General features: G+C 61.9%; 17 protein-coding genes. 4 read left to right on the top strand and 13 right to left on the bottom strand.

The features are described 5' to 3' along the window. Positions 1-22: 22 nt before the first annotated feature. The 4 genes from ACA047_RS28365 to ACA047_RS28380 all read right to left on the bottom strand — a co-directional run bounded on the left by ACA047_RS28365 (position 23) and on the right by ACA047_RS28380 (position 3,189). Entirely contained in the window at positions 23-967 is a 945-nt protein-coding gene (locus tag ACA047_RS28365; RefSeq protein ID WP_497355118.1) for a hypothetical protein, read from the bottom strand. 260 nt (positions 968-1,227) lie between these two features. After that, positions 1,228-2,151, bottom strand: coding sequence for a sigma 54-interacting transcriptional regulator (locus tag ACA047_RS28370; protein WP_497355120.1), 924 nt, complete (start codon positions 2,149-2,151; stop codon positions 1,228-1,230). Between the two features lie 59 nt (positions 2,152-2,210). After that, positions 2,211-2,792, bottom strand: a complete 582-nt coding sequence (locus tag ACA047_RS28375) for an alpha/beta hydrolase (protein ID WP_497355122.1) — start codon at positions 2,790-2,792, stop codon at positions 2,211-2,213. A gap of 151 nt (positions 2,793-2,943) precedes the next feature. Further along, on the bottom strand, positions 2,944-3,189 hold the full coding sequence (locus ACA047_RS28380) for a DUF2789 domain-containing protein (protein WP_497355124.1): 246 nt from the start codon (positions 3,187-3,189) through the stop codon (positions 2,944-2,946). Positions 3,190-3,333: 144 nt separating this feature from the next. On the opposite strand from ACA047_RS28380, the gene ACA047_RS28385 reads away from it, so the two are divergent. Further along, complete coding sequence (locus ACA047_RS28385; RefSeq protein ID WP_497355126.1) at positions 3,334-3,855, top strand: NfeD family protein; 522 nt, start codon at positions 3,334-3,336, stop codon at positions 3,853-3,855. 1 nt (position 3,856) lies between these two features. Continuing rightward, the gene (locus tag ACA047_RS28390; RefSeq protein ID WP_497355128.1) at positions 3,857-4,618 is read left to right on the top strand and encodes a slipin family protein; all 762 of its coding nucleotides are present in this window, start codon (positions 3,857-3,859) and stop codon (positions 4,616-4,618) included. A gap of 138 nt (positions 4,619-4,756) precedes the next feature. Here ACA047_RS28390 and ACA047_RS28395 read toward each other — a convergent pair whose 3' ends face one another. From ACA047_RS28395 to ACA047_RS28415, 5 genes are read right to left on the bottom strand one after another with little or no spacing between them, the layout of a single operon-like run. After that, positions 4,757-5,719: a sulfotransferase family protein gene (locus ACA047_RS28395; RefSeq protein ID WP_497355130.1), complete on the bottom strand. Its 963-nt coding sequence runs from the start codon at positions 5,717-5,719 to the stop codon at positions 4,757-4,759. After that, positions 5,707-6,492, bottom strand: coding sequence for an aspartyl/asparaginyl beta-hydroxylase domain-containing protein (locus ACA047_RS28400; RefSeq protein ID WP_497355132.1), 786 nt, complete (start codon positions 6,490-6,492; stop codon positions 5,707-5,709). The genes ACA047_RS28395 and ACA047_RS28400 overlap by 13 nt, the downstream gene beginning before the upstream one ends. A gap of 12 nt (positions 6,493-6,504) precedes the next feature. Next, complete coding sequence (locus tag ACA047_RS28405; RefSeq protein ID WP_497355134.1) at positions 6,505-8,016, bottom strand: TolC family protein; 1,512 nt, start codon at positions 8,014-8,016, stop codon at positions 6,505-6,507. Between the two features lie 42 nt (positions 8,017-8,058). Further along, on the bottom strand, positions 8,059-16,215 hold the full coding sequence (locus ACA047_RS28410; RefSeq protein ID WP_497355136.1) for an Ig-like domain-containing protein: 8,157 nt from the start codon (positions 16,213-16,215) through the stop codon (positions 8,059-8,061). Positions 16,216-16,267: 52 nt separating this feature from the next. Then, entirely contained in the window at positions 16,268-17,113 is an 846-nt protein-coding gene (locus ACA047_RS28415; RefSeq protein ID WP_497355138.1) for a sulfotransferase, read from the bottom strand. A 325-nt stretch (positions 17,114-17,438) separates the two neighbouring features. Between ACA047_RS28415 and ACA047_RS28420 the strand changes: the two genes are divergently transcribed. Both ACA047_RS28420 and ACA047_RS28425 read left to right on the top strand, forming a co-directional pair. After that, on the top strand, positions 17,439-18,026 hold the full coding sequence (locus ACA047_RS28420) for a phage tail protein (protein ID WP_497355140.1): 588 nt from the start codon (positions 17,439-17,441) through the stop codon (positions 18,024-18,026). A gap of 46 nt (positions 18,027-18,072) precedes the next feature. Next, positions 18,073-18,384 carry a DUF6916 family protein gene (locus tag ACA047_RS28425; protein WP_497355142.1) on the top strand — a complete coding sequence of 104 codons (312 nt, stop codon included), beginning with the start codon at positions 18,073-18,075 and terminating at the stop codon, positions 18,382-18,384. Between the two features lie 117 nt (positions 18,385-18,501). Here ACA047_RS28425 and ACA047_RS28430 read toward each other — a convergent pair whose 3' ends face one another. Genes ACA047_RS28430 through ACA047_RS28445 form a run of 4 tightly spaced genes read right to left on the bottom strand, consistent with a single transcriptional unit; the run spans position 18,502 to position 23,196 of the window. After that, on the bottom strand, positions 18,502-18,993 hold the full coding sequence (locus ACA047_RS28430; RefSeq protein WP_497355144.1) for a GNAT family N-acetyltransferase: 492 nt from the start codon (positions 18,991-18,993) through the stop codon (positions 18,502-18,504). 9 nt (positions 18,994-19,002) lie between these two features. After that, positions 19,003-21,099: a site-2 protease family protein gene (locus tag ACA047_RS28435; protein ID WP_497355146.1), complete on the bottom strand. Its 2,097-nt coding sequence runs from the start codon at positions 21,097-21,099 to the stop codon at positions 19,003-19,005. 1 nt (position 21,100) lies between these two features. After that, a complete protein-coding gene (locus ACA047_RS28440; protein WP_497355148.1) occupies positions 21,101-22,420 on the bottom strand; it encodes an efflux RND transporter periplasmic adaptor subunit in 1,320 nt (439 codons plus the stop codon). Next, on the bottom strand, positions 22,417-23,196 hold the full coding sequence (locus ACA047_RS28445; protein ID WP_497355150.1) for an efflux RND transporter periplasmic adaptor subunit: 780 nt from the start codon (positions 23,194-23,196) through the stop codon (positions 22,417-22,419). Before ACA047_RS28445 ends, ACA047_RS28440 begins: the two co-directional genes overlap by 4 nt. Positions 23,197-23,470: the final 274 nt, after the last annotated feature.

Below are 23,470 nucleotides of genomic sequence, written 5' to 3' on the forward strand. Positions count from 1 at the left end.
TTGAAAAATTGTTTTTGTTTTATCAATAGACCCGAACCGTCAGCGGGTTCTCGGTTAGCTCCATGTGCAACTCATGAAAATTCCCATACATATCGCGCAATTCGAAAGAGGTTTTGCTCACAGACTCTCGGACCCACACGCGTCCACCGTGTTTCCCATAGGCGAGCACCCATGCAACACGCCGGTTCCCGCTCCGGTCCCTTCCCAGCGCATCCGGCAAATCCCAATACACCGGCATTCCCGTTCGCATGGATCCGCCATTCCCATACCCGACAACGTAGTAACCTGTGTATCGGCTGTCCGAACTTCCTATCCGAAGATGAGCCCCCATGCTGAAATCCGTTACGAACTCCATTCGCTGCTGATCAATTATCAACTCCAGATTGAAAACCTCGACCTTCTCGATATCACCGCGGCTGGTATAGGGGGCCGGGGTGCGACGAACCGAATACTGCTCAGGTCGATAAGTCGCCGGAGGAAGTGGAACCAATGTGAGAGAACTAAAGTCTTGCTTCATATCGGGTTGAAACGTTACGCCGTCTGCTCGCGTTATACGTAACTGCAAGTCAATCGGCCTGTCGGAGCTGGACGTGACATAAAAATCCTTTGTGTAGACAAACTCCCCCGACGGCACTGGGCCTTGGACAGGACCATTAGGAGGAAGTTGGCGAAAACGGCGGTCTTCCTGTTCAGTGTATTTCCAAAAACCGACGTCACCCTGATGCCTGTCTTTAGTTAACGCCGCTCCCGTAATTCCATCAATCAACACAATAGAATCAAATTCAGACTGGATCAGAGGGACACTGCTCCACCAGTTCTCCACCTCGACGAATACTTTTACCAGCAATTGTTGATAGCCGTTCCTGTATAGTTGATTACCCCCCGTTACGGAAACAATTCCAAAATGCTTTAAACCAGTCCATGTCGATTCGCGCGCCATGACAGGTTTGTTATTTTTGTCGTCCATTTTCTAATCCTCGGTATTTATTAAATGAGTTGTGACCGTCTTCCTGTTCGCTTGATCACATTGCTTTTGCCATTCAATTAATGACCATTACCGAGCTGGCAATCAAGTTCGAAAGCCACACAAATTATTTGCAGAAACAACTTACAAGCCTTATGAAGATTCGCACGCCTCACGAGAACACACTTAATATTCACATAACAAAAACCCCGACGACATAGAGACCATCAGGGTTAAGTAATTCGGCGAGTTTTATGTACGAATCAGAGGCCAGCGAACCACTGCTTTAATTGTTCAAGTTGCTGGCGCTTGCCCTGCCCGATCAACGTTAGCACCAGGTGCTTGATTGTTTCCGAAGGCTCCGTTAGATGTGGCAAATTGAGATGCTCCGGCAATATGTAATCGCCATTACTTACCAGCAACGCGAAATGAATGACGTTTTCCAGCTCGCGGGTGTTGCCGGGCCAACTGTGCCGTTCCAGCGCGTGCTGCGCCGCTTCGCTGATCAGCGGCACGCTCAGGCCGAGGCGCTGGCTGTAGATGCCCAGGAAGTATTCAGCCAGGGACAGAATATCGCCCACCCGCTCACGCAACGCCGGCAACTCGAGTCGCCCTTCGCTGAGGTAGTGGTAGAGCCGTTCGTGAAATTTCCCGGCGGCCACCGCTTGCGCCAGGTCGATGCTGGTGGCTGCTACCAACCGCACATCCACGGGGCTGGGCTGGTGGGCGCCAACGCGGGTGACTTCGTGGTTTTCCAGGGCCGCCAGCAATTTGATCTGGATCGGCAGCGGCAAGTCGCCGATCTCATCCAGGTAAAGGGTGCCGCCATTGGCCGAGCCGAACCAGCCGGCCCGACTGCTGGCCGAACCGCTGTAGCTGCCGGCGGCATAACCGAACAGTTCGGCGTCGGCGTAGGTCGGGCTGATGGCGCCGCAATTGACCGATACAAACAGCCCACCGCGATCACTTTCGCGATGGATGTACCGGGCAAGCAACTCCTTACCGCTACCGGTTTCGCCACGTATCAGCACCGAGATCGAGCGCGGCGCCAGTTGCTCCAGCTCTTGGCGCAATTGCCGCGAACGCGGATCGACGAATACCAGCGCCTTGGCGCGGATGCTCAGGGGGCTTTTTTCCGCGTCGGGAAAGGTCAGCAACGGCTGACCGAACGTTTCATGCAAGCTCATGGCAGACTCCCGCCCTGCACCGCCGGCAGACGGAAGGGCACTATTATCCAGGGGCGTATTCAGGCGCGACGCAGGGCGTTGTGCTCCATGCGGTTTTGCAAACGATAGAGATAAGCGAAACCCTGCTCCCAGCGCTGGTGGCCGGACTTCACATTGATATGCCCCGCCCCGGCCAGAATCCCGGCCTCGGCTCCCCAGTTGCGCGCCAACTCCAGGGCACGCGGAGCACTCACGGCGGCGTCGTTGTCGGAGCTGACCACCTGGCTTGGGAACGGCAACAGATCGTTGGGAATCGGCGCGAAATTACGCAGCGCCGGGACGCAGGCCGGCCGTTCGACATCCGCCGGCGCCACCAGTAGCGCCCCGCGAACCTGCCGCAGAAACTGCACCGGCGCAGTGGCGGCCCAATGGGCAACCGTGATGCAGCCCAGGCTATGGGCAATGAGAATCACCGGCGTGCTGTCGGCGGCAATCGCTTCGGCCAGCGCCGCGACCCAGTCTTCACGCCGGGGCGTCAACCAGTCGGCCTGCTCGACCCGGGCACTGTTGGGCAGGCTGTTCTGCCAATGGGTTTGCCAATGATTTTCCGGCGATCCTTGCCAGCCCGGCACAATCAGGTAGCGAATCGATTCGTTGCGCATGGGTGCTCTCCTGCGTGTCTGTTCCCGGACAAGTATAGGGAGGAGAGTTATATTATTTAAGGAATAAGAAGCTATTTATTAATACGTTAAAAGAATAAGAGTTTTTTCTGTGGGGGCGGGCAAGCTCGCTCCCATATGTCTTGCCAACGCATCAATCGCTGCGCCCCTTCCTCAACAACACATCCAACTGATCCACCACTTGCGCCCAGTCGGCATCTTCAAGGATTTCCTCACGCAGCAATTGGCGCTGGCTCTTGCTCCAGAAAAACGCATCCGCCAGATGCAGCCCGGGCTTTAGGGGGGAATGGGTGGCGATGAATTGATCGATGCCGACGGGGTCGTCGGCCAAACCCAGTTGCTTGAACAGTGATGCAAGGCTGTGAAGAGGGGGTTCCATTGCGGGCTCCTGAGCATCAAGGAATGGCTGGGGGACTTTCCCCGAAGTCTAGTCCATGAAGGTAGCCAGACTGATCAAAATTCAATCAACCCTGGACTCGACTAGACTCTAGGTATCTCACGACGAATGCGTTGCGGAGGTCCAGTGAACATTCGCTGCTATACAGTCGCGCTGCTGGCCATGAGCGGTCCGGTGTTCGCGGCCGATGGCCTCGCGCTGCTGAGCGCCGATCCTATGGGTTTCTGGTTGGTTGCCTTGGGCGTGGCCTTGCTGGTGGCCGAGGCTGCCTTGCCCAATTACGGCGTTGCCGGGTTGGGCGGCATTGTCTTGTGCGTGATTGGCGCGCTCATCCTGACCAACGCCGAAGTGCCTGTTCCTTTGATGATCGGCCTGGGCCTGGTCAGTGCCTTGCTGCTGATCTTCCTGTTGGTCCGAGCGTTGAAAACCCGACCCCGCCACCCCGTCAGCGGCGATGCCGTGCTGTTGGGCAGTATCACGGCGGTGACCGCGTTGCAGGCTGACAATCATCATGGCTGGGTCCAGTTGGAAGGCGAGCGCTGGCAGGTGACAAGCGCGACGCCGTTGTGGCCTGGGCAAGCGGTGCGGGTCATTGCACGCAAGGGTTTGCTGCTGGAAGTGGCCGCCGCTGATTCAGGAGGAATATGAGATGGGCATGCAAATCGGTTTTGCGCTGCTGCTGTTGCTGTTGATCGCGCTGGCGGCTTCGACGTTCCGGATCCTGCGCGAATACGAACGCGCGGTGGTGTTCCAGCTCGGCCGGTTCTGGCAGGTCAAAGGGCCGGGGCTGATCCTGCTGATTCCGGTAGTTCAGCAGATGATCCGCGTCGACCTGCGCACGATTGTGCTCGACGTGCCGCCGCAGGACGTGATTACCCGCGACAACGTCTCGGTGAAGGTCAATGCGGTGTTGTACTTCCGCGTGCTTGACCCGCAGAAGGCAATCATTCAGGTCGAAAACTTCCTCATGGCAACCAGCCAACTGGCCCAGACCACGCTGCGCGCGGTCCTCGGCAAACATGACCTGGACCAACTGCTGGCCGAGCGTGAGCAGTTGAACAGCGACATCCAGCAAGTGCTCGACGCCCAGACCGACGCCTGGGGCATCAAAGTGGCGAACGTCGAGATCAAGCACGTAGACCTCAACGAATCGATGATCCGCGCCATCGCTCGACAAGCCGAGGCCGAGCGTGAACGCCGCGCCAAGGTGATTCACGCCGAAGGCGAGTTGCAAGCGTCGGAAAAGCTCATGCAGGCCGCCGAAATGCTGGGGCGCCAGCCAGGCGCCATGCAACTGCGCTACATGCAGACGCTGGGCTCGATTGCCGGAGACAAGACCTCCACCATCGTGTTTCCGCTGCCGATCGAGTTGCTCAAGGGGATGGCGGAGCTGTCTCCCAACAAGTCTTGATGCGTTGCCGAAAAAGCACGCACTGCCCGCTGTGGGAGCAAGGCTTGCCCGCGATGGAGGCGATGCGGTCTTTCAGAAATCGAGGCGCCTGTTTCGCGAGCAAGCTTTGCTCCCACAGCGGGGCGGTGCGACGTTTCGCTAAATCCCCTCGCCACAAGAACGGCTGCGCAACATTTCCAGAGCGTCATAGGGCTCCCGCGCCCACTGCATCACCCGATCCCGCAGCAGTTGCGAAGCCTCTCGGCGCTTGTCCTCGCTATCGTCGGCAAACGGCTGCGCTGGCTGCTTGGCGTGTAGCCCCACCGACGCAAACACCTGCCTGCATTGTTCATCGTCAAGTCCGAAAAACGCCGCCAGTCTCCCCTCCATCACCGCAGGCAGTTCGTTGTAGTTAACCGCCAGGCCGGCAAAGGTCTGGCAGTGCTCCAGCCCCGCTTGCAACAGTCGTCCCAAGCGCCTCGGGATGAAGTCTTCCCGGTTGCGCAGTGGCAATCCATCGTCCAGCACGCTTGCTCCGATCATCCCCGGCACCATATGCACGCCGGGTCGGCGCAGATGGGAGACGGCGATTTCCAATGGGTCGCGGTACACGAACAGCCAGGGTGTGTCGGGACAACACTCACGCAGCAGCGCCAGTTCACCGATGTTCCAGGCATCGAGTTTGATCACCAATCGCTGCTCCACGCCTCGGCGACGCTGCCCATAGGCCGACAGCAATCCCTTGAGCGCCACGCACCGTTCAGCCGGCGGTAAGTTGCTGCGCAGCAGAGTATCCAGAGGCGGCGGTTCACAGATGACGATGTGGTCGTCCAACTGCGCCAGCATCTGGCTGATCAAGGTCGAGCCGCAGCGGGAGGCATGGAAGATGAACGCACTGGGCGCCAGGCCGGGACTTTGCTGCTGCCATTGGCCTAGCGCACTCAAGGGCGTCTGACGACGGAACACTTGGTTGAACGGCAAGCGCAGTGCTTGCTCCACGGCGTCACCGAAGAACGGTTGTGACAAGCGCGCATCACCGAACCAGCACCAATCGACCCGCCACTGCCCCGCCTCTTGCCACACGCGAATCGGCAGCCAGCCGTCCAGGCTCAGGCTTTCCATTGGTCACTCCACTGCCGGCGACCGTTGCGCATGGCTGCCCACAATTCTTCGCGGGTAAAATGCAGGCCTTGTCCGGCACCCAGCGCCAGGGCGCAGTCAATGAAAGCGTCCACGTCATGCAGGCTCTGCAAGGTCCGGGCGAGGTGGGGATCGGTTTCCACACGCTGCTGAAAGCGGATGAAGTCGCTCTGCCCAGGCGTGGCAGCGGGTGTGGTGAGCAGCCCGACGGTAATCGCCTGCTCCAGCCAAGGGCGCGGGCGGCAATCGATCACCAGATGAATCCTGGGGGCCGCACCCCGGTTGTCAACGCGATGAGGTCGCGCCAAATCGAGAAACCAGCATTCGCCCGCCGTCATCGGCATGCGCTCCCCGTCCAGCCAGAAATCCACTTCAGGTGGGCTGAGCAATGGAATGTGCAGGCGCAGGTCGGCGTCCGGCCCGCCCAGGTCGTAGTCGCGATGCTCGTGGATGCGCCCGCCAGGCCCGAGGCGCAGCAACCGGGCCGAGACGATATCCAACGGCCAATCACGCAACGCCTCAGCCCAACGACCATCCTCTGACCAAGGCCCGCGGCGCACGGGCTGGCCGCGCCCAGGAGACAGTTCGGTCAAGGCATCGGTCGCCGAGATTAGCGCCACGCCACTCCAATCACCGCTGTAATAGGCGCTGTTGAAATGCCCCTGCCAACGGTCGTCTTCAATGGCTGCCAGCGCTTGCAACAGCAAGGGCAAGTTCACCGTCACCGGCAGCCGGGCATACGCTGGGCGCGTCATGCTTGCGGCCTGTTATTGGCTCACCGCAGCTGTCGGCACGGCGATATTGCCCTGGGCCCAAGCCGATTCGCGGTTAGCCAACGCTGTGGCAATCGACTGCACGGCGGTCGATTGCACCTCATTGGGCAGCGGGTCGAGGCCGGCACTGGCGAAGATTTGGCCATAGGCGTTGCGCAGGTCGGCATAGGACAGATCCCGACGCAGATCGGCCTGCAAGGTGTTCAGTTCGCCCTGGATCAGGTCCAACTCGCCCAAACCGGCGGCCTGGTGACGGCTGCGCAGTTGGCCGACGATTTGCCCGTCGATATCCGACAGTTGCTGGTTGGTCTTGAACTGACGCAACGCCTCACGGTAGTTGGCATTGGCCACGTAGAGCTGCGCCAGCACGGCAATCGACATGGCCTGGCGCCGCGCCGACGCCACTTCCTCACCTGCCTTGGCGACATCGATGGCCGCCGGAGCGGAGATCACGTTGAACAGGTTCCAGGTGACTTTCACGCCATAGTCGGCCCAGCCCTGCTCCACCAGGAACGAGTTGCTGTCGTAATGCCCACCGGCGGAAAACTCCAGCCCCGGCAACAGGCGCAACATGGCCTTGCGGGTTTCGGCGGCGGTGATGCGCGTCTGGTAATCCTGCTCGCGCAGTTCCGGACGGTTGGTCAGGGCTTCCTGTTCAAGGCGGGCCAGGTCGACCTTGAGTTCCGGGATTTCGTATTCATCCTGGGTCGCCAGGGTCAGTTCGGTGCCCAGGGGCAGGTTGATCAAGGTTGCCAGCTCGGTCTTGGCCAGTGACAACGCGCGTCGCTGCTCTTCCAGCTGACGGGTCGCCTGGATCAGCGAGCGCTGGTAACCCAAGGCCTGCACCGGGTCACCGATGCGCTGTTCGCTCATGCTCTGGCTGTTGCCCCGCGCCGTCTCGACCCGGGCCATCAGGCTGTCGATCTGCTTGAGCAGGCGCTCGGCGGCCATGGCTCGCCAGTAAGCCGAACGCACGTCCTGGACAATGGTGTTGATTACCTTGCGCCGGCGCTCTTGCACGATCAATCGCTGGTCCCCAGCCTGCTTGGCGCTGATGTAGCTCACGCCGAAGTCGAGCACGTTCCAGACCATGGTCAGGTCGGCCACTTCGCGGTCGCGGTCCTGGGAAGTCGACGGCTCCAGGGACTGGGTGCCGGTTTCCACGCTCTGGCTGCTGGAAGCACTGACGTTGTTGCGGCCCACATAGCCGGCGTCCAAGGCCATGCGCGGCAGCATGTCGAAACTGGCCAAGTCCAGCTGACGCTTGGCCAGGGCCTCTTCCATGATCTTCAAGCGACCTTCCAGGTTGTACTTCACCGCACGGGCCATGGCCTGGTGCAGGGTCAGCGGGCCCTTGAGGGGCTCCTGATCCTTGTACATATTCTGCAGGTCAGTCCGGGCGCGCTGTTCGCTGACGCTACGCTCGATCGGCTCGCTGGTGACCGCACATCCACTGACCACCAACGCCAGCACACTCACTGCGAATAACTTCTGACTTCTATTCATTCCCTGGATTGCCCCTGGCTGCCCATTATTTTTTTGGAGTTCTCAGGCCTGCGCTTGGCTGATGCCGACCTGTTTTAAAGCCATTGCCAGGCTATCGACCTGACGCTGTTCAGTGTCCTTGAGGTGTTGCAGCTGCTGGCCCAGGGTCGGTGCGCCGAACGTCCCGCGCACGCCTTGGGAAACATCACCGCCCTGGATCGACTGGTTGCCGAAGGTGTTCATCGATTCACTGTCGGAAGCGAAATCCTGGCTAAACAGGCTCGACACCGTACTGCTGCCGAACACCCCGCCATCGCCACCACCAAAGCCCAGGAAGCCCTGGGCGGAACCATCGCCAGCGGCATCGCTGCTGAATACCTGAGCGATATAGCTCGGCGCGAGTGCGCCTTGGTTGATAAAAATATCCCCAATCGGGCGAAGGCCGCCGCCCACGTCCCGTTGCTCGAACAGCGGCGGGAAGCCCAGCGGCGAACCAAGATCGCCCGTCGGCGGGGTAAAGACGATCGACTGCAACGGCACCTCGGACGGCGCAACGACCGTGACAGGGTCCGACGTCAGGAACTCCGGTGGAGGCTTGACATCGTCGAGCACCACGGTATCGATCGCATAATTGTTGGACACCGCCACGCTTGCCCCGGCGTTGCCCGTCAGGTCGCTGACGTTACTGGTGTCCAGGGCGATAAAGTTGCTCGGGTCAGTAAGGCTCACGGTAGGCGTGAATGTCGCCGTCCAGGTTTTGCCGCCATCACTGGTGGTCAGATTGGTCAGTTCACCGTTGGTGACGCTGAGGTCCGACAGGTCGAAATCGGTCACCGCCTCGCTGAAGGTGAAGGTCACCTGAGTCGTCTCGCCCACGCCCAGGTTCGGGTCGGCGACCACGATGGTCGCGGTGGGTCGGGTGGCGTCGAGTGCATAGTTGCTGGAGATCGCGATGCCCACGCCAGCGTTGCCTGCGCCGTCCTGCACATTGCTGCTGTCGAGCAGGATCAGGTTGGTGGCGTCGTTGACCCCAGCGGTAGGCGTCAGGGTCGCCGTCCAGGTCAGGCCGCCGTTACTGCTGGCGAGGTTGGACAACACGCCATTGGCGACACTGAGGTCCGACAGGTCGAAACCGGACACCGCCTCGGTGAAGGTAATGGTCACGGTGGTGGTCTGGCCGATGCCCAGCGTGGTGTCGCCCAACGCAATGGTGGCGCCCGGGCGCACCGTGTCGATGGCGTAATTGTTGGAGTTCACCACGCCGACGCCGCTGTTGCCCGAAGCGTTGACCACACCGCTGGTGTCCAGGCTGATCAGGTTGCTGGTGTCGGTGATGTTGCTGGCCGGGGTGAAAGTGGCGGTCCAGGTAACACCGCCGTCGCTGGAAGACACGTTGCTCAACGTGCCGTTGTTCACGCTCAGGTCGGCATTGTCGAACCCGCTGACCGCCTCCGAGAAGGTGATGGTCACCAGAGAAGTTTCCCCCACCTTGAGAGCGTTATCAGCCACCACGATCGTGGCCGTCGGTACCTGTGTCTCGACCGCGTAGTTGGCCGAATCGGTGGTGCTTGTCCCGGTGTTGCCGGCGGCGTCACTCACGCCGGTATTGTCCAGGGTGATCAGGTTGGTGGTATCGCTTACGCCCTGGGTCGGCGTGAACGTCGCCGTCCAGGTCAGGCCGCCGTCGCTGCTGCTGACGGCGCTCAAGGTACCGTTGGCCACGCTCAGGTCATCGTTGGTGAAACCGGTCACCGCTTCGCTGAAGGTGATGGTCACCTGAGCGGTTTCGCCCGGTTTCAACACGGAATCACTCAACACGATCGTGGCGGTCGGGCGCTCGGTATCGAGGGTGTAATTGTTGGAATCGGTGGTGCCAGCACCGACGTTACCCGCCAGGTCGGCAATATCGCTGTTGGCGAGGGTGATGACATTGCTGGTGTCGGTGATGCCATCGGACGGCGTGAAGGTCGCCGTCCACGTGATACCGCCGTCGCTGCTGCTCAACCCGGCGATCACACCATTGGCAACGGTCAGGTCGGCGCTGGTGAAACCGGTCACCGCCTCGCTGAAGGTGATGGTCACCAGCGAGGTCTCGCCCGCAGCAATGGCCGTGTCGGCCACGACGATGCTCGCGGTGGGGCGCGCGGTATCGATGGCGTAGTTGTTGGAGTCAGTGGTGCCCACACCGGCGTTGTTCGCACCGTTGCGCACGCCGGTGTTGTCCAGGGTGATCAGGTTGCTGGTATCGGAAACGCTGGCGCTCGGCGTGAAAGTCGCCGTCCAGGTGACGCCGCCATCAGAGGACGAAACGTTGCTCAGCGTCCCGTTGCTGATGCTCAGGTCGCTGTTGTCGAAACCGCTTACCGCTTCGTTGAAGGTGATGGTCACCAGCGACGTTTCGCCGATGCTCAGGGCCGTATCGGCTACCACGATGGTGGCGGTCGGCACCTGGGTGTCGATGGCGTAATTGCCGGAGTTGGTGGTGCCGGTGCCGGCATTGCCCGCCGCATCGCTTACGCCGGTGTTATCCAGGGTGATCAGGTTGGTCGCGTCCCGCGTGCCGGTGGCCGGGGTGAAAACCGCCGTCCAGGTGATGCCGCCATCGCTGCTGCTGACCGCACTCAGGGTGCCGTTGGCCACGCTCAGGTCATCGTTGGTGAAGCCAGTCACCGCTTCGCTGAAGGTGATGGTCACCAATGAGGTTTCGCCAACACTGAGGTTGGAGTCGGCCAATACGATGGTTGCGGTTGGACGTTGAGTGTCCAGCGTGTAGTTGTTGGAATCGGTGGTGCCGTTGTTGGCGTTGCCTGCCAAGTCGACGATGCCACCGCTATTGAGCGTGATGACATTGCTGGTGTCAGTGATGCCAGTGGTCGGGGTGAAGGTTGCGGTCCAAGTGATGCCACCGTCGCTGCTGCTCAGCCCCGAGACCACACCGTTGGCAACCGTCAGATCGGCGCTGGTGAAACCGGTCACCGCCTCGCTGAAGGTGATGGTCACCAGCGAGGTCTCGCCCGCAGCAATGGCCGTGTCGGCCACGACGATGCTCGCGGTGGGGCGCGCGGTATCGATGGCGTAGTTGTTGGAGTCAGTGGTGCCCACACCGGCGTTGTTCGCACCGTTGCGCACGCCGGTGTTGTCCAGGGTGATCAGGTTGCTGGTATCGGAAACGCTGGCGCTCGGCGTGAAAGTCGCCGTCCAGGTGACGCCGCCATCAGAGGACGAAACGTTGCTCAGCGTCCCGTTGCTGATGCTCAGGTCGCTGTTGTCGAAACCGCTTACCGCTTCGTTGAAGGTGATGGTCACCAGCGACGTTTCGCCGATGCTCAGGGCCGTATCGGCTACCACGATGGTGGCGGTCGGCACCTGGGTGTCGATGGCGTAATTGCCGGAGTTGGTGGTGCCGGTGCCGGCATTGCCCGCCGCATCGCTCACGCCGGTGTTATCCAGGGTGATCAGGTTGGTCGCGTCCCGCGTGCCGGTGGCCGGGGTGAAAACCGCCGTCCAGGTGATGCCGCCATCGCTGCTGCTGACCGCACTCAGGGTGCCGTTGGCCACGCTCAGGTCATCGTTGGTGAAGCCAGTCACCGCTTCGCTGAAGGTGATGGTCACCAATGAGGTTTCGCCAACACTGAGGTTGGAGTCGGCCAATACGATGGTTGCGGTTGGACGTTGAGTGTCCAGCGTGTAGTTGTTGGAATCGGTGGTGCCGTTGTTGGCGTTGCCTGCCAAGTCGACGATGCCACCGCTATTGAGCGTGATGACATTGCTGGTGTCAGTGATGCCAGTGGTCGGGGTGAAGGTTGCGGTCCAAGTGATGCCACCGTCGCTGCTGCTCAGCCCCGAGACCACACCGTTGGCAACCGTCAGATCGGCGCTGGTGAAACCGGTCACCACCTCGCTGAAGGTGATGGTCACCAACGAGGTCTCGCCTGCGGCAATGGCCGTGTCGGCCATGACGATGGTCGCGGTAGGTCGCACGGTATCGACCACGTAGTTGTTGGAGTCGGTAGTGCCCACGCCAGCGTTGTTCGCGCCGTTGCGCACACCGGTGTTATCCAGGGTGATCAGGTTGCTGGTATCGGAAATGCTGGCGCTCGGCGTGAAAGTCGCCGTCCAGGTGACGCCGCCGTCGCTGCTGCTCATGGTGCTCAGGGTCCCGTTGCTGATGGTCAGGTCGCTGTTGTCGAAACCGCTTACCGCTTCGTTGAAGGTGATGGTCACCAGCGACGTCTCGCCGATGCTCAGCGTGGTATCGGCAATCACGACGGTCGCCGTCGGCACGTTGGTGTCGACCTGGTAGTTGTTGGAGTTGGTGGTGCCGGTGCCGGTATTGCCTGCCGCATCGCTCACGCCGGTGTTGTTCAGGGTGATGACGTTGGACATGTCGCTGACCCCCAGAGCCGGGGTGAAAGTGGCCGTCCAGGTGATGCCGCCATCGCTGCTGCTGACCGCACTCAGGGTGCCGTTGGCCACACTCAGGTCCGAATTGTCGAAGCCGCTGACCGCCTCGGAGAAGGTGATGGTCACCAGCGACGTTTCGCCGACGCTCAACGCGGTGTCGTCGATAACAATAACGGCCGTCGGGCGCTGCGTATCGACGGCGTAGTTGTTGGAGTTGGTGGTGCCAGTGCCGGCATTGCCCGTTCCGTCCACGACGCCGCTGTTATTGAGGGTGATCAGGTTGGTGGCGTCGGTAATGCCGACCGATGGGGTGAAGGTCGCGGTGTAGGTGATGTTGTCGCTGGTGCTCAGCCCGCTCAAGGAGCCGTTGGCAACGGTCAGGTCAGCCAAGGTGAAACCGGTCACCGCCTCGTTGAAGGTGATGGTCACCAACGACGTTTCGCCAACGGCAATGGCCGTGTCGGCGATGACGACGGTGGCGGTAGGACGCGCGGTGTCGATGGCGTAGTTGTTGGAGTCGATGGTGCCGGTGCCGGCGTTGCCCGCCAGGTCGCTCAGGCCGGTATTATCCAGGGTGATGAGGTTAGTGGCGTCGGTGACGCTGACACTCGGGGTGAGTGTCCCGGTCCAGGTAATGCCGCCGTCGCCGCTGCTCAGCCCGGTGACGGTGCCATTGGCAACGGTCAGGTCGGCGCTGGTGAAGCCGCTCACCGCCTCGTTGAACGTGATGGTTACCAGGGACGTTTCGCCGACGCTTAGTGCAGTATCGGCCACCACGATGCTGGCGGTTGGGCGCTGCGTATCGACAGCATAGTTATTGGAGTTGGTGGTGCCGGTGCCGGCGTTACCGGCCGCGTCCAGCACGCCGGTATTGGCCAGGACAATCAGATTGGTGGCGTCGGTGATGCTGGCGCTCGGGGTGAGCGTTGCGGTCCAGGTGACGCCACCGTCGCTGCTGCTCAGCCCGCTCAAGGAGCCGTTGGCAACGGTCAGGTCGGCCAGGGTGAAACCGGTCACTGCCTCGCTGAAGGTAATGGTCACCAGAGAGGTTTCGCCGATGTTCAACGCGGTATCGGCTACCACGATGGTGGCGGTCGGACGCAGCGTGTCGATTGCATAGTTATTCGAATCGGTGGTGCCGGTGCCGGTGTTTCCGGACAGGTCGGCGATACCGGTGTTGGCCAACGTGATCAGGTTGGTGGTGTCGCTGACACTAGCGCTCGGGGTCAGTGTTCCGGTCCAGGTAATGCCGCCGTCGCTGCTGCTCATCCCGGTGACCGTGCCGTTGGCAACGGTCAGGTCGGCGGTGGTGAAACCGCTCACCGCCTCGTTGAACGTGATGGTCACCAACGACGTTTCGCCGGCACTCAGCGCGGTGTCGGTCACCACGATAGTGGCCGTCGGGCGCAGGGTATCGATGGCGTAGTTGTTGGAGTTGGTGGTGCCGACACCGGCGTTGCCGTTCAGGTCCGCGACGCCGGTGTTGTTCAGGGTCACAAGGTTAGTGGTGTCGGTGATGCCCGCGTCCGGTGTCAGGGTGGCCGTCCAGGTGATACCACCGTCGCTGCTGCTTAGCCCGGAAATGACACCGTTGGCGACCGTCAGATCAGCGCTGGTAAACCCACTGACGGCTTCGGAGAAGGTGATGGTCACCAACGAGGTTTCACCACTCCTCAGGGCGGTGTCGGCCACCACAATGGTAGCCGTGGGTGCCACGGTGTCGTTGACGACGTAATTGTTCGAGTCGGTGGTGCCCACGCCGGCATTGTCGGCCAGGTCCGCAACGCCTGTGTTGTTCAGGGTGATGATGTTAGTGGTGTCGGCGATGTTGCTTGCCGCAGTCAGTGTGCCGGTCCAGGTGATGCCACCGTCGCCGGAGCTCAAGACTCCGACGGTGCCGTTCTGCACTGTCAGGTCCGACGCCGTGAGGCCGGTCACGGCCTCGGAGAAGGTGATGGTCACCAGCGACGTACCGCCGGAGTTCAGGTTGGTATTGGCCACCACGACAGTCGCGGTGGGCGGTGTCTCGTCCGGCACGTAATTGGTATTGATGGTGCCGCCGTCGCCGTAGATGTTGGCCACCGACGCAGGCGAAACGCCTGCGCTACCGGCACTCGTCCCACCCGTGCCGCTGCCGCCGACGTTGCTGGCCAGGGCCGCGAAGTTGGCGGCGGTGATCAGGATCGAACCCTTGTTCCAGATGGCGCCGACACCGACACCGCCCGCACCGCCCGCTTGGTTGTAGCCACCACCGGCACCACCACCGCCACCGCCGCCGCCCGCACCGACGTTGTTGGAAATCACCGAGTTGCCGATGATCCGCAAGGTCGCGCCGGTATCGTTGTAGATACCGCCGGCCGCTCCGCCACCGGCGCCGCCAATGTCGTTATAGCCGTCGCCACCGCCGCCACCACCGATGGACAATCCACCACTGCTGGCCGTGCCACCGGCTGAACCGGTGCTGTAGCCCGGATACGCCGAGCCGCCCGACCCACCGGTAGAAGAACCGCCACGCCCGCCAATGTTGAAGAAACCGCCGCCGGCGCCGCCCTGGCCAGACGAGCCGTTGGATCCGGTGGAGTTGAGGGTATCGCCGCCCTTGCCACCGGTACCGCCGGTGATTGCACCACCGCCGCCGCCACCGCCACCGGCGTATTGTGGCGTTACACCGCCACCGCCCCCACCGCCCGAAGCAGCGTTCGCGGTGACCGTGACGTTTTTCAGGGTCAAGGTCCCGGCGTTGTAGATCCCGCCGCCCTTGGCCACCAGCGCATCGTCGCCACCGTTACCGCCGTCACCCGCGACCATGCCTCGGGTAATCACCAAACCTTCGAGAGTGGCCGTCGTACCGGTCGTCACGTTGATAACCTGGGTGCGGTATTGCCCGTCGAGGGTGACGTCGGCCACGTTATCGTTGTTGAGATCGCCATCGATCGTGACGTTCTTGTCGACCGTCAACACCTGGGTCAGGGCGACGGTCATGCCGGCGTTGAAGGTCACGATGTCGCCGTTCTGCGCGGAAGCCAGGGCCGCGCGCAAGGAACCGACGCCGCTATTGAGGTTGTTGGTCGCCGTCCAGGTGGCCAGGCCCCATTGGTAGTCGCTCATGGCATCGGCCGACAGCACGTTGGCGCTTTCGATGTTGCCGGTGGCGATTTCCAGGTCCCAGTCGCCGCCAAGGCCGGTGCGGTCGTCGGATGCCGCCACGTCGCGGCCGGTCAACTGTGCCAGGGAATCGACCAGGCTCAGGCCGCTGTCACCTTCGGCGGTGTAGCAGCCGTAGATCAGGATATCGCCACCGACGTTCATGTCCTGGCCGATCTGCGCCAGCACTTCGCTGCGGGCCTGGACGTTGTCCGCCGACAGGTAGGTATTGCCCAGCCATAAATCGCCGGCGTTGCCGTGGGCGATGATTTGCACCGAGCTGATGCCCTGGTGGGTGTCCAGGTAGTCGGCGATCTGTTGCAGGCCGTCCTGGGTGGCATCTAGTTGCACCACCTCGGTACCGGCCGCCACGCCTTCTAGCAGGCTGGCGGAATCCTTGACCCGGGAATCGACAAACACCACGGCCTTGCCCGGAACGGCGGCCTCGGTGGCATCGGCCTGCCCCTGGGCTGCGTGACTGTCAGCAGTCTGGTCCGCGCTGGTCGTCTTGGCCGCCTCAGCGGTGGGGTGGGCCTCCGGCTGCGCGGCATCGGCCACGGTCGCGGCCACCGCACCGTCGAACAGCATTCTAGGTTCCAGGGACATGATCATTGGTGATGCCAGGGCCTGTGCGCCCTCGGTTACCCGCGATTTGCCTTTGCTCCACCACATAACGATCACCCAGACTCGAACTTCTAGAACACACCCATGAAAAAAACCGCGATCAACTGATCGCGGCGTCGGTTTTCATACGAATGACATTGGCAGCGCTGGAGGACCCATCGCGCCAGAACGACAACTCGGCATACTTCTCAAACAGGTCCGGCGGCAACAGGGTGCGCCGGACTTGCGGCGCGACCCTGGGCTTGACCTTGTGCAAGCCGGCAACGCCCAGGGCCTGATCAAAAGCCGGCGCGTCGTAGGTCAAATGATTGAAATCGTGTTCAAACCAGGGCTCGTCGATGAACTCGTACACCAGCCGCATCACCCGCTCCGGGGCCTGGCTCAGCAGGTCGTAATCCACGATCAGCAGCGACTCGGCGTTCTCGCCGTAATAGGCCTCTTTGAGCGCGGTCCAGGCAAACCCCACCAGGCGGTTGCGCTGGGCCAGGGTTTCGCAGCGGCTGTAGACGGTGTTGCGCTCGTCATCGTCATTGAACAGCTTGGTGTTCTCGAATGGGTTGGCGCGGTAAAGCCGTTCCAGGCTGTCGAGCACCCAGGCAACGTTGCGCACACAAGCGATGGTCTTGGCCTGGGGGAACAGGTCCTGCAGGGCCGGCAGGCGGGCGCACCACTGGCGATTTGTATCGAAGATGACAGGTTTGTCGGCCTTGTCGGCGTAGTAGGAGTCGAACAGCCCGCGCAACAGACGGCGCCGCAGGTCGGTGTCGATCACCGAACCAAACTCGCTACCGGCGCTGCATTGCTGCAGGACGCTGCTGAATAGCGAGCCCACGGGGCTGGTCATTCCGGCGTGAAAGCGCGGGTTCTGCAGCAAAATAGCCGAAAGCAGGGTCGAGCCCGAGCGGGGCAAACCTGAAATAAAGTGAAACTGCGGCAATCCATTCACCTTGTTTGTAGTCCTTTTGTATCCGAAGCGTAGCCGAGGAAATAATCGCCGACTAGTACTACTTTGATATCAATTACACCCCAATCTGAAAAAAAGATGGACGGTAAAGCGGGCCTGGGCGGATGAATCGATTAAGTTGAACGACAATATTTTTCCTCTTCCTCTCACCCGGCAGAATGAAAAAACCCGGTCTACGCTCAGCCGTGCGTGATAGTGGCCACGCAGGCCACTATGCCAGGGAGCGAAGCAGTCGGGCTGATCGCACTCTTCTCCCTTGGACCCTGCCGGGCACCGTCAGACCAATAACCTGAGGGATGAGGATTCTATGGAAGTATTTGTCGGCACTATTCAATCGTTCGCCTTTAACTTCGCACCCATGAATTGGGCGCTGTGCAACGGGCAGACTCTCAGCATTTCCCAATACCAGGTGGTGTTCGCCTTGCTCGGCGTGACTTACGGAGGCGATGGCCAGAACACCTTTCTGCTCCCCAACCTGCAAGGCCGCCTGCCTCTGGGCCAGGGCAACGGCCAGGGCCTGACGCCGCGTGTCATCGGCACCCTCTCCGGCACCGAAAACGTCAGCCCAACGCTGAACAACCTGCCCAACCACACTCACGCCCTTACGAGCATCACCGCCGCGACCACCCTGCAACTGGCGAACCCGGCCAGCAACCCGGTGAATACGCCAACGGCCACTAACTCGTTCATCGGTACCTCGGGCACCGGGCCGGGCTCGGCGGCGATCTATTCCGACCAGATAGGCGCTTCGCCGGTAGCGCTAAAAGGCGTGACCACCACTGTCAGTGGCTCGGTTTCCGCCACGGGCAACAGCATGCCGATGGCGATCATGAACCCATTCCTGGCGATCAACTTCAGCATCGCCCTTCAAGGCTATTTCCCGTCCCGTAACTGATGAGCCGCCGGGGGGTTGCGGCCCTCCGGCCTTTTGGAGTGTCGACATGCTGCAACAGGTTCATAGCCGCCATTTTCAACCGCTGCTGGGCCAGACCAGCAGCCTGACCCTACCCGACGGCAGTTGCTTGCCCGTGCGGATCGAGAGCCTCGAAGAGACACCCCGGGCGAAGCTGCCGAACACCGAACGCACGCCGTTCAGCGTTGAATTCAACAGCCTGGAAACCACAACGTTCGTGGACGGGCTCTGTGCATTGGAGGTGCCAGAACTGGGAAGGCTCGAAGGGGTGTTTGTGTCGCGGATACCGCCCATGGGACGAGATCCGGCGGTGGGGTATTTCTACATCGCGTTTAACTAAAGCCGATGACCCCTTGTGGGAGCGAGCCTGCTCGCGATGGCGGTGGGTCAGCTTGCATCCATGTTGAATGTACTGCCCTCATCGCGAGCAGGCTCGCTCCCACATTGAATAGGCGGTTCAGTTTCCTTTCGGATACCACACCAACCGCTCCGCCGCCGGGTTGCGCTCTTGCACTTCGAAACCCAACGCCAGGTAATGCTGGCGCGCGTGAGGGTTGCTGGTCCAGACCACGGTCGCCACCGGACAGCGAATCTGTTGAGCGGCTTTTTGCACCCCTTGCAGCACCGCCCGACCATAACCCTGCCCGCGGGCCTGGGGGATGAAGGCCAGGTACAGCACGCGGATTTCATTGGGACCAAAGTCCGTGCTCAAGGCGCCGATAGCAGTGCCGAGTTTTTCCACAACATAGTGCAAGGCATTGGGATAGCTCTCCCCCAACCCTTGCTCCTGCACCTGAAACTGCTGCGCAATCACCTGCTGCACCTGCTCAGGCTCGCCGTCGATCCATTGCAGGTCCGGCCGCGCTGCCTGATAAAGGCTCTGCAAAAACGGGCCATCACTGACCCGCGATGGACGCACCACCAGCCCCTCTGCCGCCACTGAATCCATGCTCGCTCCTTAAAATCCACTTTCCCTGACACCCAACGCCGCCAACCGACGCCAGGCCGCTCCCAACACCGACTCACCCTGCCCCTGCAACACCACCAAGCCACGCAGCGGTTGTGTCGGGGCGGGCGTTTCGTCAACGGCACTCAAGCGCACGCCGTATTGCGCCTGCACCGGCTCCGCCCGTTGTTGCGAATCGCGGCGCACGGCAATCGGCCCGTGGTGATCGGACGTCAACGCCTGCTGCTCGACCCAGGCCACGCCGTTGGTATCGATTTCATTCAGTTGCACGGCAATCGAGGGGTGCATCGGATCGTCCGCGATGAACCGTCCCGTGGCACCGGGCCCGACCCGCCAAAGCTCGGCCTCGGTCAGGTACCCGCGCAACCGGGAGTCGGCCTGCACCACCCGCGCCAACGGCTGCGTGGGCGACAACCAGCGCCCTACCGACAATTGCGGCAGTAAGTCGCGCACCTGGCCGGCATGGGGCGCACGCAACAACAGACGCTCACGCTGGGCGGTCAGGCCCCGGTACTCGGCCACTGCCTCGGCCAGTTGCTGTTCGACGATGCCGGCATCGGCGGCGGTTTCGCTGCGCCCGGCCTGACGGCGCATTTGCAACTGCTGGATCTCGATTTCCCGGCGCACGATGGCTAGGCGCGACGCCATGTCCGGTGACTCCAATTCAATCAACACATCACCCTGGGCCACGGTCTGGCCGTCGTGCACATTCACCCGTTTGACCCGCGCCGCCACAGGCGCATGCAAGGCGCTGGCACGGCCGGCCTCAAGCATGACAGGGACTTCCACGGCGCTGCGCCAGGGCAGCAACAGGGCCAACACCAACCCCAGCAACACCAGGCCAGTCAGCAGCACCCGCGGGCCGTGGGCCTGCTCGCGGCGGCTCCACCATTGTCGCCATTCATTGACGATGGGCATAAAAATGAACCACACCAATTCCACCAACATCAGAAAAATGCCCAGCACCTTGAAGAACAAGTGATAGACCGCCAGGGCAATGCCGAAAAACAATGCCGCGCGCCACAACCAGGCGCCGTACCCCCACACCAGCAAGCGGCGGCGCATCTTCGGCGACCAAGGTTGCGGCGCTGCCACGCCATAGCCGAACAAGGCTTCGCGCAGACGCCAGCGACACAGGGCGAACGCACGGCCCTGGAGGTTATCCACCGCCCAGAAATCACTGACCAGGAAATAGCCATCGAAGCGCATGAACGGGTTCAGGTTGATAATCAGCGTGGTGATCCAGGTGGCGCTGGCCAGCATGAACGCCGCGGTACGCACCGGCCCATCGGGGAGCAGCGACCAGGTCAACAATGCGATGCACGCCAGCAGCAATTCCGCCAACACCCCGCCGGCACCGATCAACAGCCGGGCCCGACGGTCGTTGATCCGCCAGGCATCGCTGACATCGGTATAAAACATCGGCAACAGCACCATGAACGCCACGCCCATGCTTTGCACGCGGCAACCGGCGCGCTTGGCCATGAAGGCATGGCCAAACTCGTGGCACAGCTTGGCGAAGAACAACGCCACCCCAAACGCCAGCGCACCGCCAAGGCTGAAAAGATGCGGGAACGTCGCCACGAACCGCTGCCAGTCCCGCGACACCAGGAAAACGCCCAGGCCCAGGGTCAGCGGCATTCCATAGCGCAGGATCCGGGGGCCGAACCGCGCCACCCAGGGCCAGGCTCGGTTGAGAAAGGCGTCCGGGCGCCACAGCGGAATGCGGAAAAACAGGTATTGATGCAGCAGGATTTGCCACAGGCTCTGTCGCTGGGCGGCCGTCTTGAACTGATAACTGTCGCGCTGTTGCGGGTCCATCGCGCTGATCAGATCATGACCGCGCAAAAAACCCAGTAACTGTTCCAGCGATTCACCATTGAGCGGCAGGCCTGGCTCACGGTTCGCGGCTTGCAGCACCTGCTCTGGATCGCCCAGAGACCAGTGCCGCAACATGCGCATCGCCGCCGCGCCGAGCTTGAAATAACGCCCGCGCACCGGATCGGCCAAGGTCCATTTCGGCGAGCCGTCCGGGTCCGGGGCCGCCGGGGACAATTGCAAGTCTGCCCGCAAGCTCGGCAGGTTCATGCTACAAGCCCACACTCTGGCGCAGGCCGGCCAGCGGCCGACGCAACAGGTACAACGCCAGCGGAGCGCGGTCACCGAAGATTTTCGCCGTGCCCCGCAGGCCGATGCGCGGCGCCGTAGCATCGAAACGCGCATCCAGCCGATACGCCAGTTGCCCGGCGGCGGTGGGTTGCGCCTCGTAGGCCGAGCGTTCGAGCCAGGCCAGGTGCCGCTGCAACGGATCGCTGTCGAGAAACAACGCCACTTGCGCACCGGGGGCCAGGGCAATCGCGTCACCGACCGCCAGTTCAATGCGCAACTCAGCCTGGTTCGGGTCGGCAATTTCCATCAGTCGCTCGCCGGTCTGCACCGGTTTGCCGAGCCAGCGTTCGGCATCGGCAAACACCGCAATGCCGTCCCGTTCGGCGCGCACTTCGCTGCGTTTGAGCAGTTCAAGGGCATAGTTGCGCTCGGCGCGTTTCTGTTCGACGCGGGCGGCCAGCAGGTCGATCTTGGCGCTCGATTCAGCATCGGTAAACGAGCGTTGGGAGTTGGCCTTGAGTTCGGCCTCGGCCACGCCCAACGCACGCTCGGCCACATCGGCCTGGGCCTTGAGGCTGGTGCTTTCGAAGCGCAGTAGCAGGTCGCCGTTCTTGACCGCCTGGTTGGGCTTGACCATGAACTCGGCGATCACCCCGTCCAGCGGCGCCGCCACCACCTGCCCGCCCAGCGGCACCACTTCGGCCGGGGCCAGCACCGACTGGCGCACCGGAACCAGCAACCCCAGCAACAGCACCGCCACCAGCGCGACCTGACGTTTGCGCGTCCAACGCAGGCGCCACGGTTTACGCGGTTGCAGCGCCAGCCAGGCGTGGCTGTAGGTGTCGCCCAATTGCGACAGCAGCACTTGCTCAGCGGGGGGCCATGGCAAGTCACGGGCTATCCACAAACCGCCGAACACCTGACCCTGATGATCGATCAACGGCAGCCAGAAAACCTGCCCGGCCGACAGGCTTCGCCAGTCCGCTTGAATGGCTTCGCTCAACCCATCGGCGGCAATCACCCGGGCCTGGTTCAGCAGCCCCTGTTTGAACAGCGGCGCCACCGCCTGCTCGACAAACGCCACGAACGGCGCGTTCGGCTCCACAGCACTGACGCCGGTCACGGCCTGAACCTTGCCGGCAATCAATAGCGCCGCATGGCGAAACCCGAACAGCGCCTGGCCGTCGTTGACCAGGCTGTAGCTCAGTTGCGCCGGGGTACGCGCGGCACGCGTCTGGCGCTCCAAGTCGAGGAAGCGGGCGAACACCTGCTCGGCGCTGCCCGTTATCGGCGCGTTCACTTGGGCTCCGCGAAACGCGCGGTACCACTCATGCCAGACAGCAAGCCACTGGCGGTGGGCAGCGTCGCCACCAGCAGCAACGTCTGGCTACCCTCGTCGATGCGCGCGCCCAGACGCTTGACCGTCGCTTGCAGCGGCTGGCCGGTTTCATCGGGAACGAAGGTAAAGGACTGACCGGGCTTGAGCCTGCCCATCCAGCGCGACGGCACCAGCAGATGGATCTCCAGGGTGCGGTTGTCGACCACATCCAGCAACGGCGCGCCGGCCGCCACGCTTTCATAACGCTGGACCTTGCGCGCCACCACCTGGCCGTCGAACGGTGCAATCACGCTGCAACGCTTGACCTGAACTTGATAAACCTGGGACTGCGCCTGAGTCTCACTGAGCCGGGCCTCGGCCCGTGATACCTCGAAACGCCCGACCGACTTCAGCTCAGCCAATTGCCGGTTATGGGCCAGCTCTTCACTGGCACCACGGCTTGCCGCCTGGGCCGCATTGAGCTGCGCTTGATAGGCCGAGCAATCGAAACGCGCCAGGGTATCGCCCTTCTTGAACGACTCGCCCTCACTGAACGGCAGTTCGACAATACGCCCGGCCAGCTCACTGGCCAGCACCGCCTGATCCCGCGCCCGAAGCACCCCTCGCGCTTCGTTGCCACTCGGCGCACTGGCCGTGACGTTGCTCTCGAACAACGGATCGTCGCAAGCAAGCGTTTGCGCCTGAACCCCGCACGTTACAAAGGTTAATCCCACAACCCAACTACTCAAACGCCGCATGACCGTTACTCCCTGACGGATGGGCGGAGTCTACGACAGCAGTGGAGAGCGTCAAGGGAATAGCCGTGAGGAGTGAGAAACTCTTGGCTGTACATGCCAAGTGGAGAGGTCCTGTTAGCAAGCAGCAAGCTCCTAGGAGATTTCCTTCAAGTTGTAGCGGCGTTGGTGAACTTGTCCGGCTTCGGGCCCACCGCTAGTCTGGGTTTGTCACTGAAAAAACGGTGACACGGACGTGCAAGTCCGGGTAAAAGAACGCCAAATGATACCAGCAGCT

This window comes from Pseudomonas sp. LBUM1664 (genome assembly GCF_059695895.1).

Coding starts and splice junctions, on each gene's coding strand:
- ACA047_RS28365 (WP_497355118.1), bottom strand. CDS start 967: ATGGACGACAAAAATAACAAACCTGTCATGGCGCGCGAATCGACATGG.
- ACA047_RS28370 (WP_497355120.1), bottom strand. CDS start 2,151: ATGAGCTTGCATGAAACGTTCGGTCAGCCGTTGCTGACCTTTCCCGAC.
- ACA047_RS28375 (WP_497355122.1), bottom strand. CDS start 2,792: ATGCGCAACGAATCGATTCGCTACCTGATTGTGCCGGGCTGGCAAGGA.
- ACA047_RS28380 (WP_497355124.1), bottom strand. CDS start 3,189: ATGGAACCCCCTCTTCACAGCCTTGCATCACTGTTCAAGCAACTGGGT.
- ACA047_RS28390 (WP_497355128.1), top strand. CDS start 3,857: ATGGGCATGCAAATCGGTTTTGCGCTGCTGCTGTTGCTGTTGATCGCG.
- ACA047_RS28395 (WP_497355130.1), bottom strand. CDS start 5,719: ATGGAAAGCCTGAGCCTGGACGGCTGGCTGCCGATTCGCGTGTGGCAA.
- ACA047_RS28400 (WP_497355132.1), bottom strand. CDS start 6,492: ATGACGCGCCCAGCGTATGCCCGGCTGCCGGTGACGGTGAACTTGCCC.
- ACA047_RS28405 (WP_497355134.1), bottom strand. CDS start 8,016: ATGAATAGAAGTCAGAAGTTATTCGCAGTGAGTGTGCTGGCGTTGGTG.
- ACA047_RS28410 (WP_497355136.1), bottom strand. CDS start 16,215: ATGTGGTGGAGCAAAGGCAAATCGCGGGTAACCGAGGGCGCACAGGCC.
- ACA047_RS28420 (WP_497355140.1), top strand. CDS start 17,439: ATGGAAGTATTTGTCGGCACTATTCAATCGTTCGCCTTTAACTTCGCA.
- ACA047_RS28425 (WP_497355142.1), top strand. CDS start 18,073: ATGCTGCAACAGGTTCATAGCCGCCATTTTCAACCGCTGCTGGGCCAG.
- ACA047_RS28430 (WP_497355144.1), bottom strand. CDS start 18,993: ATGGATTCAGTGGCGGCAGAGGGGCTGGTGGTGCGTCCATCGCGGGTC.
- ACA047_RS28435 (WP_497355146.1), bottom strand. CDS start 21,099: ATGAACCTGCCGAGCTTGCGGGCAGACTTGCAATTGTCCCCGGCGGCC.
- ACA047_RS28445 (WP_497355150.1), bottom strand. CDS start 23,196: ATGCGGCGTTTGAGTAGTTGGGTTGTGGGATTAACCTTTGTAACGTGC.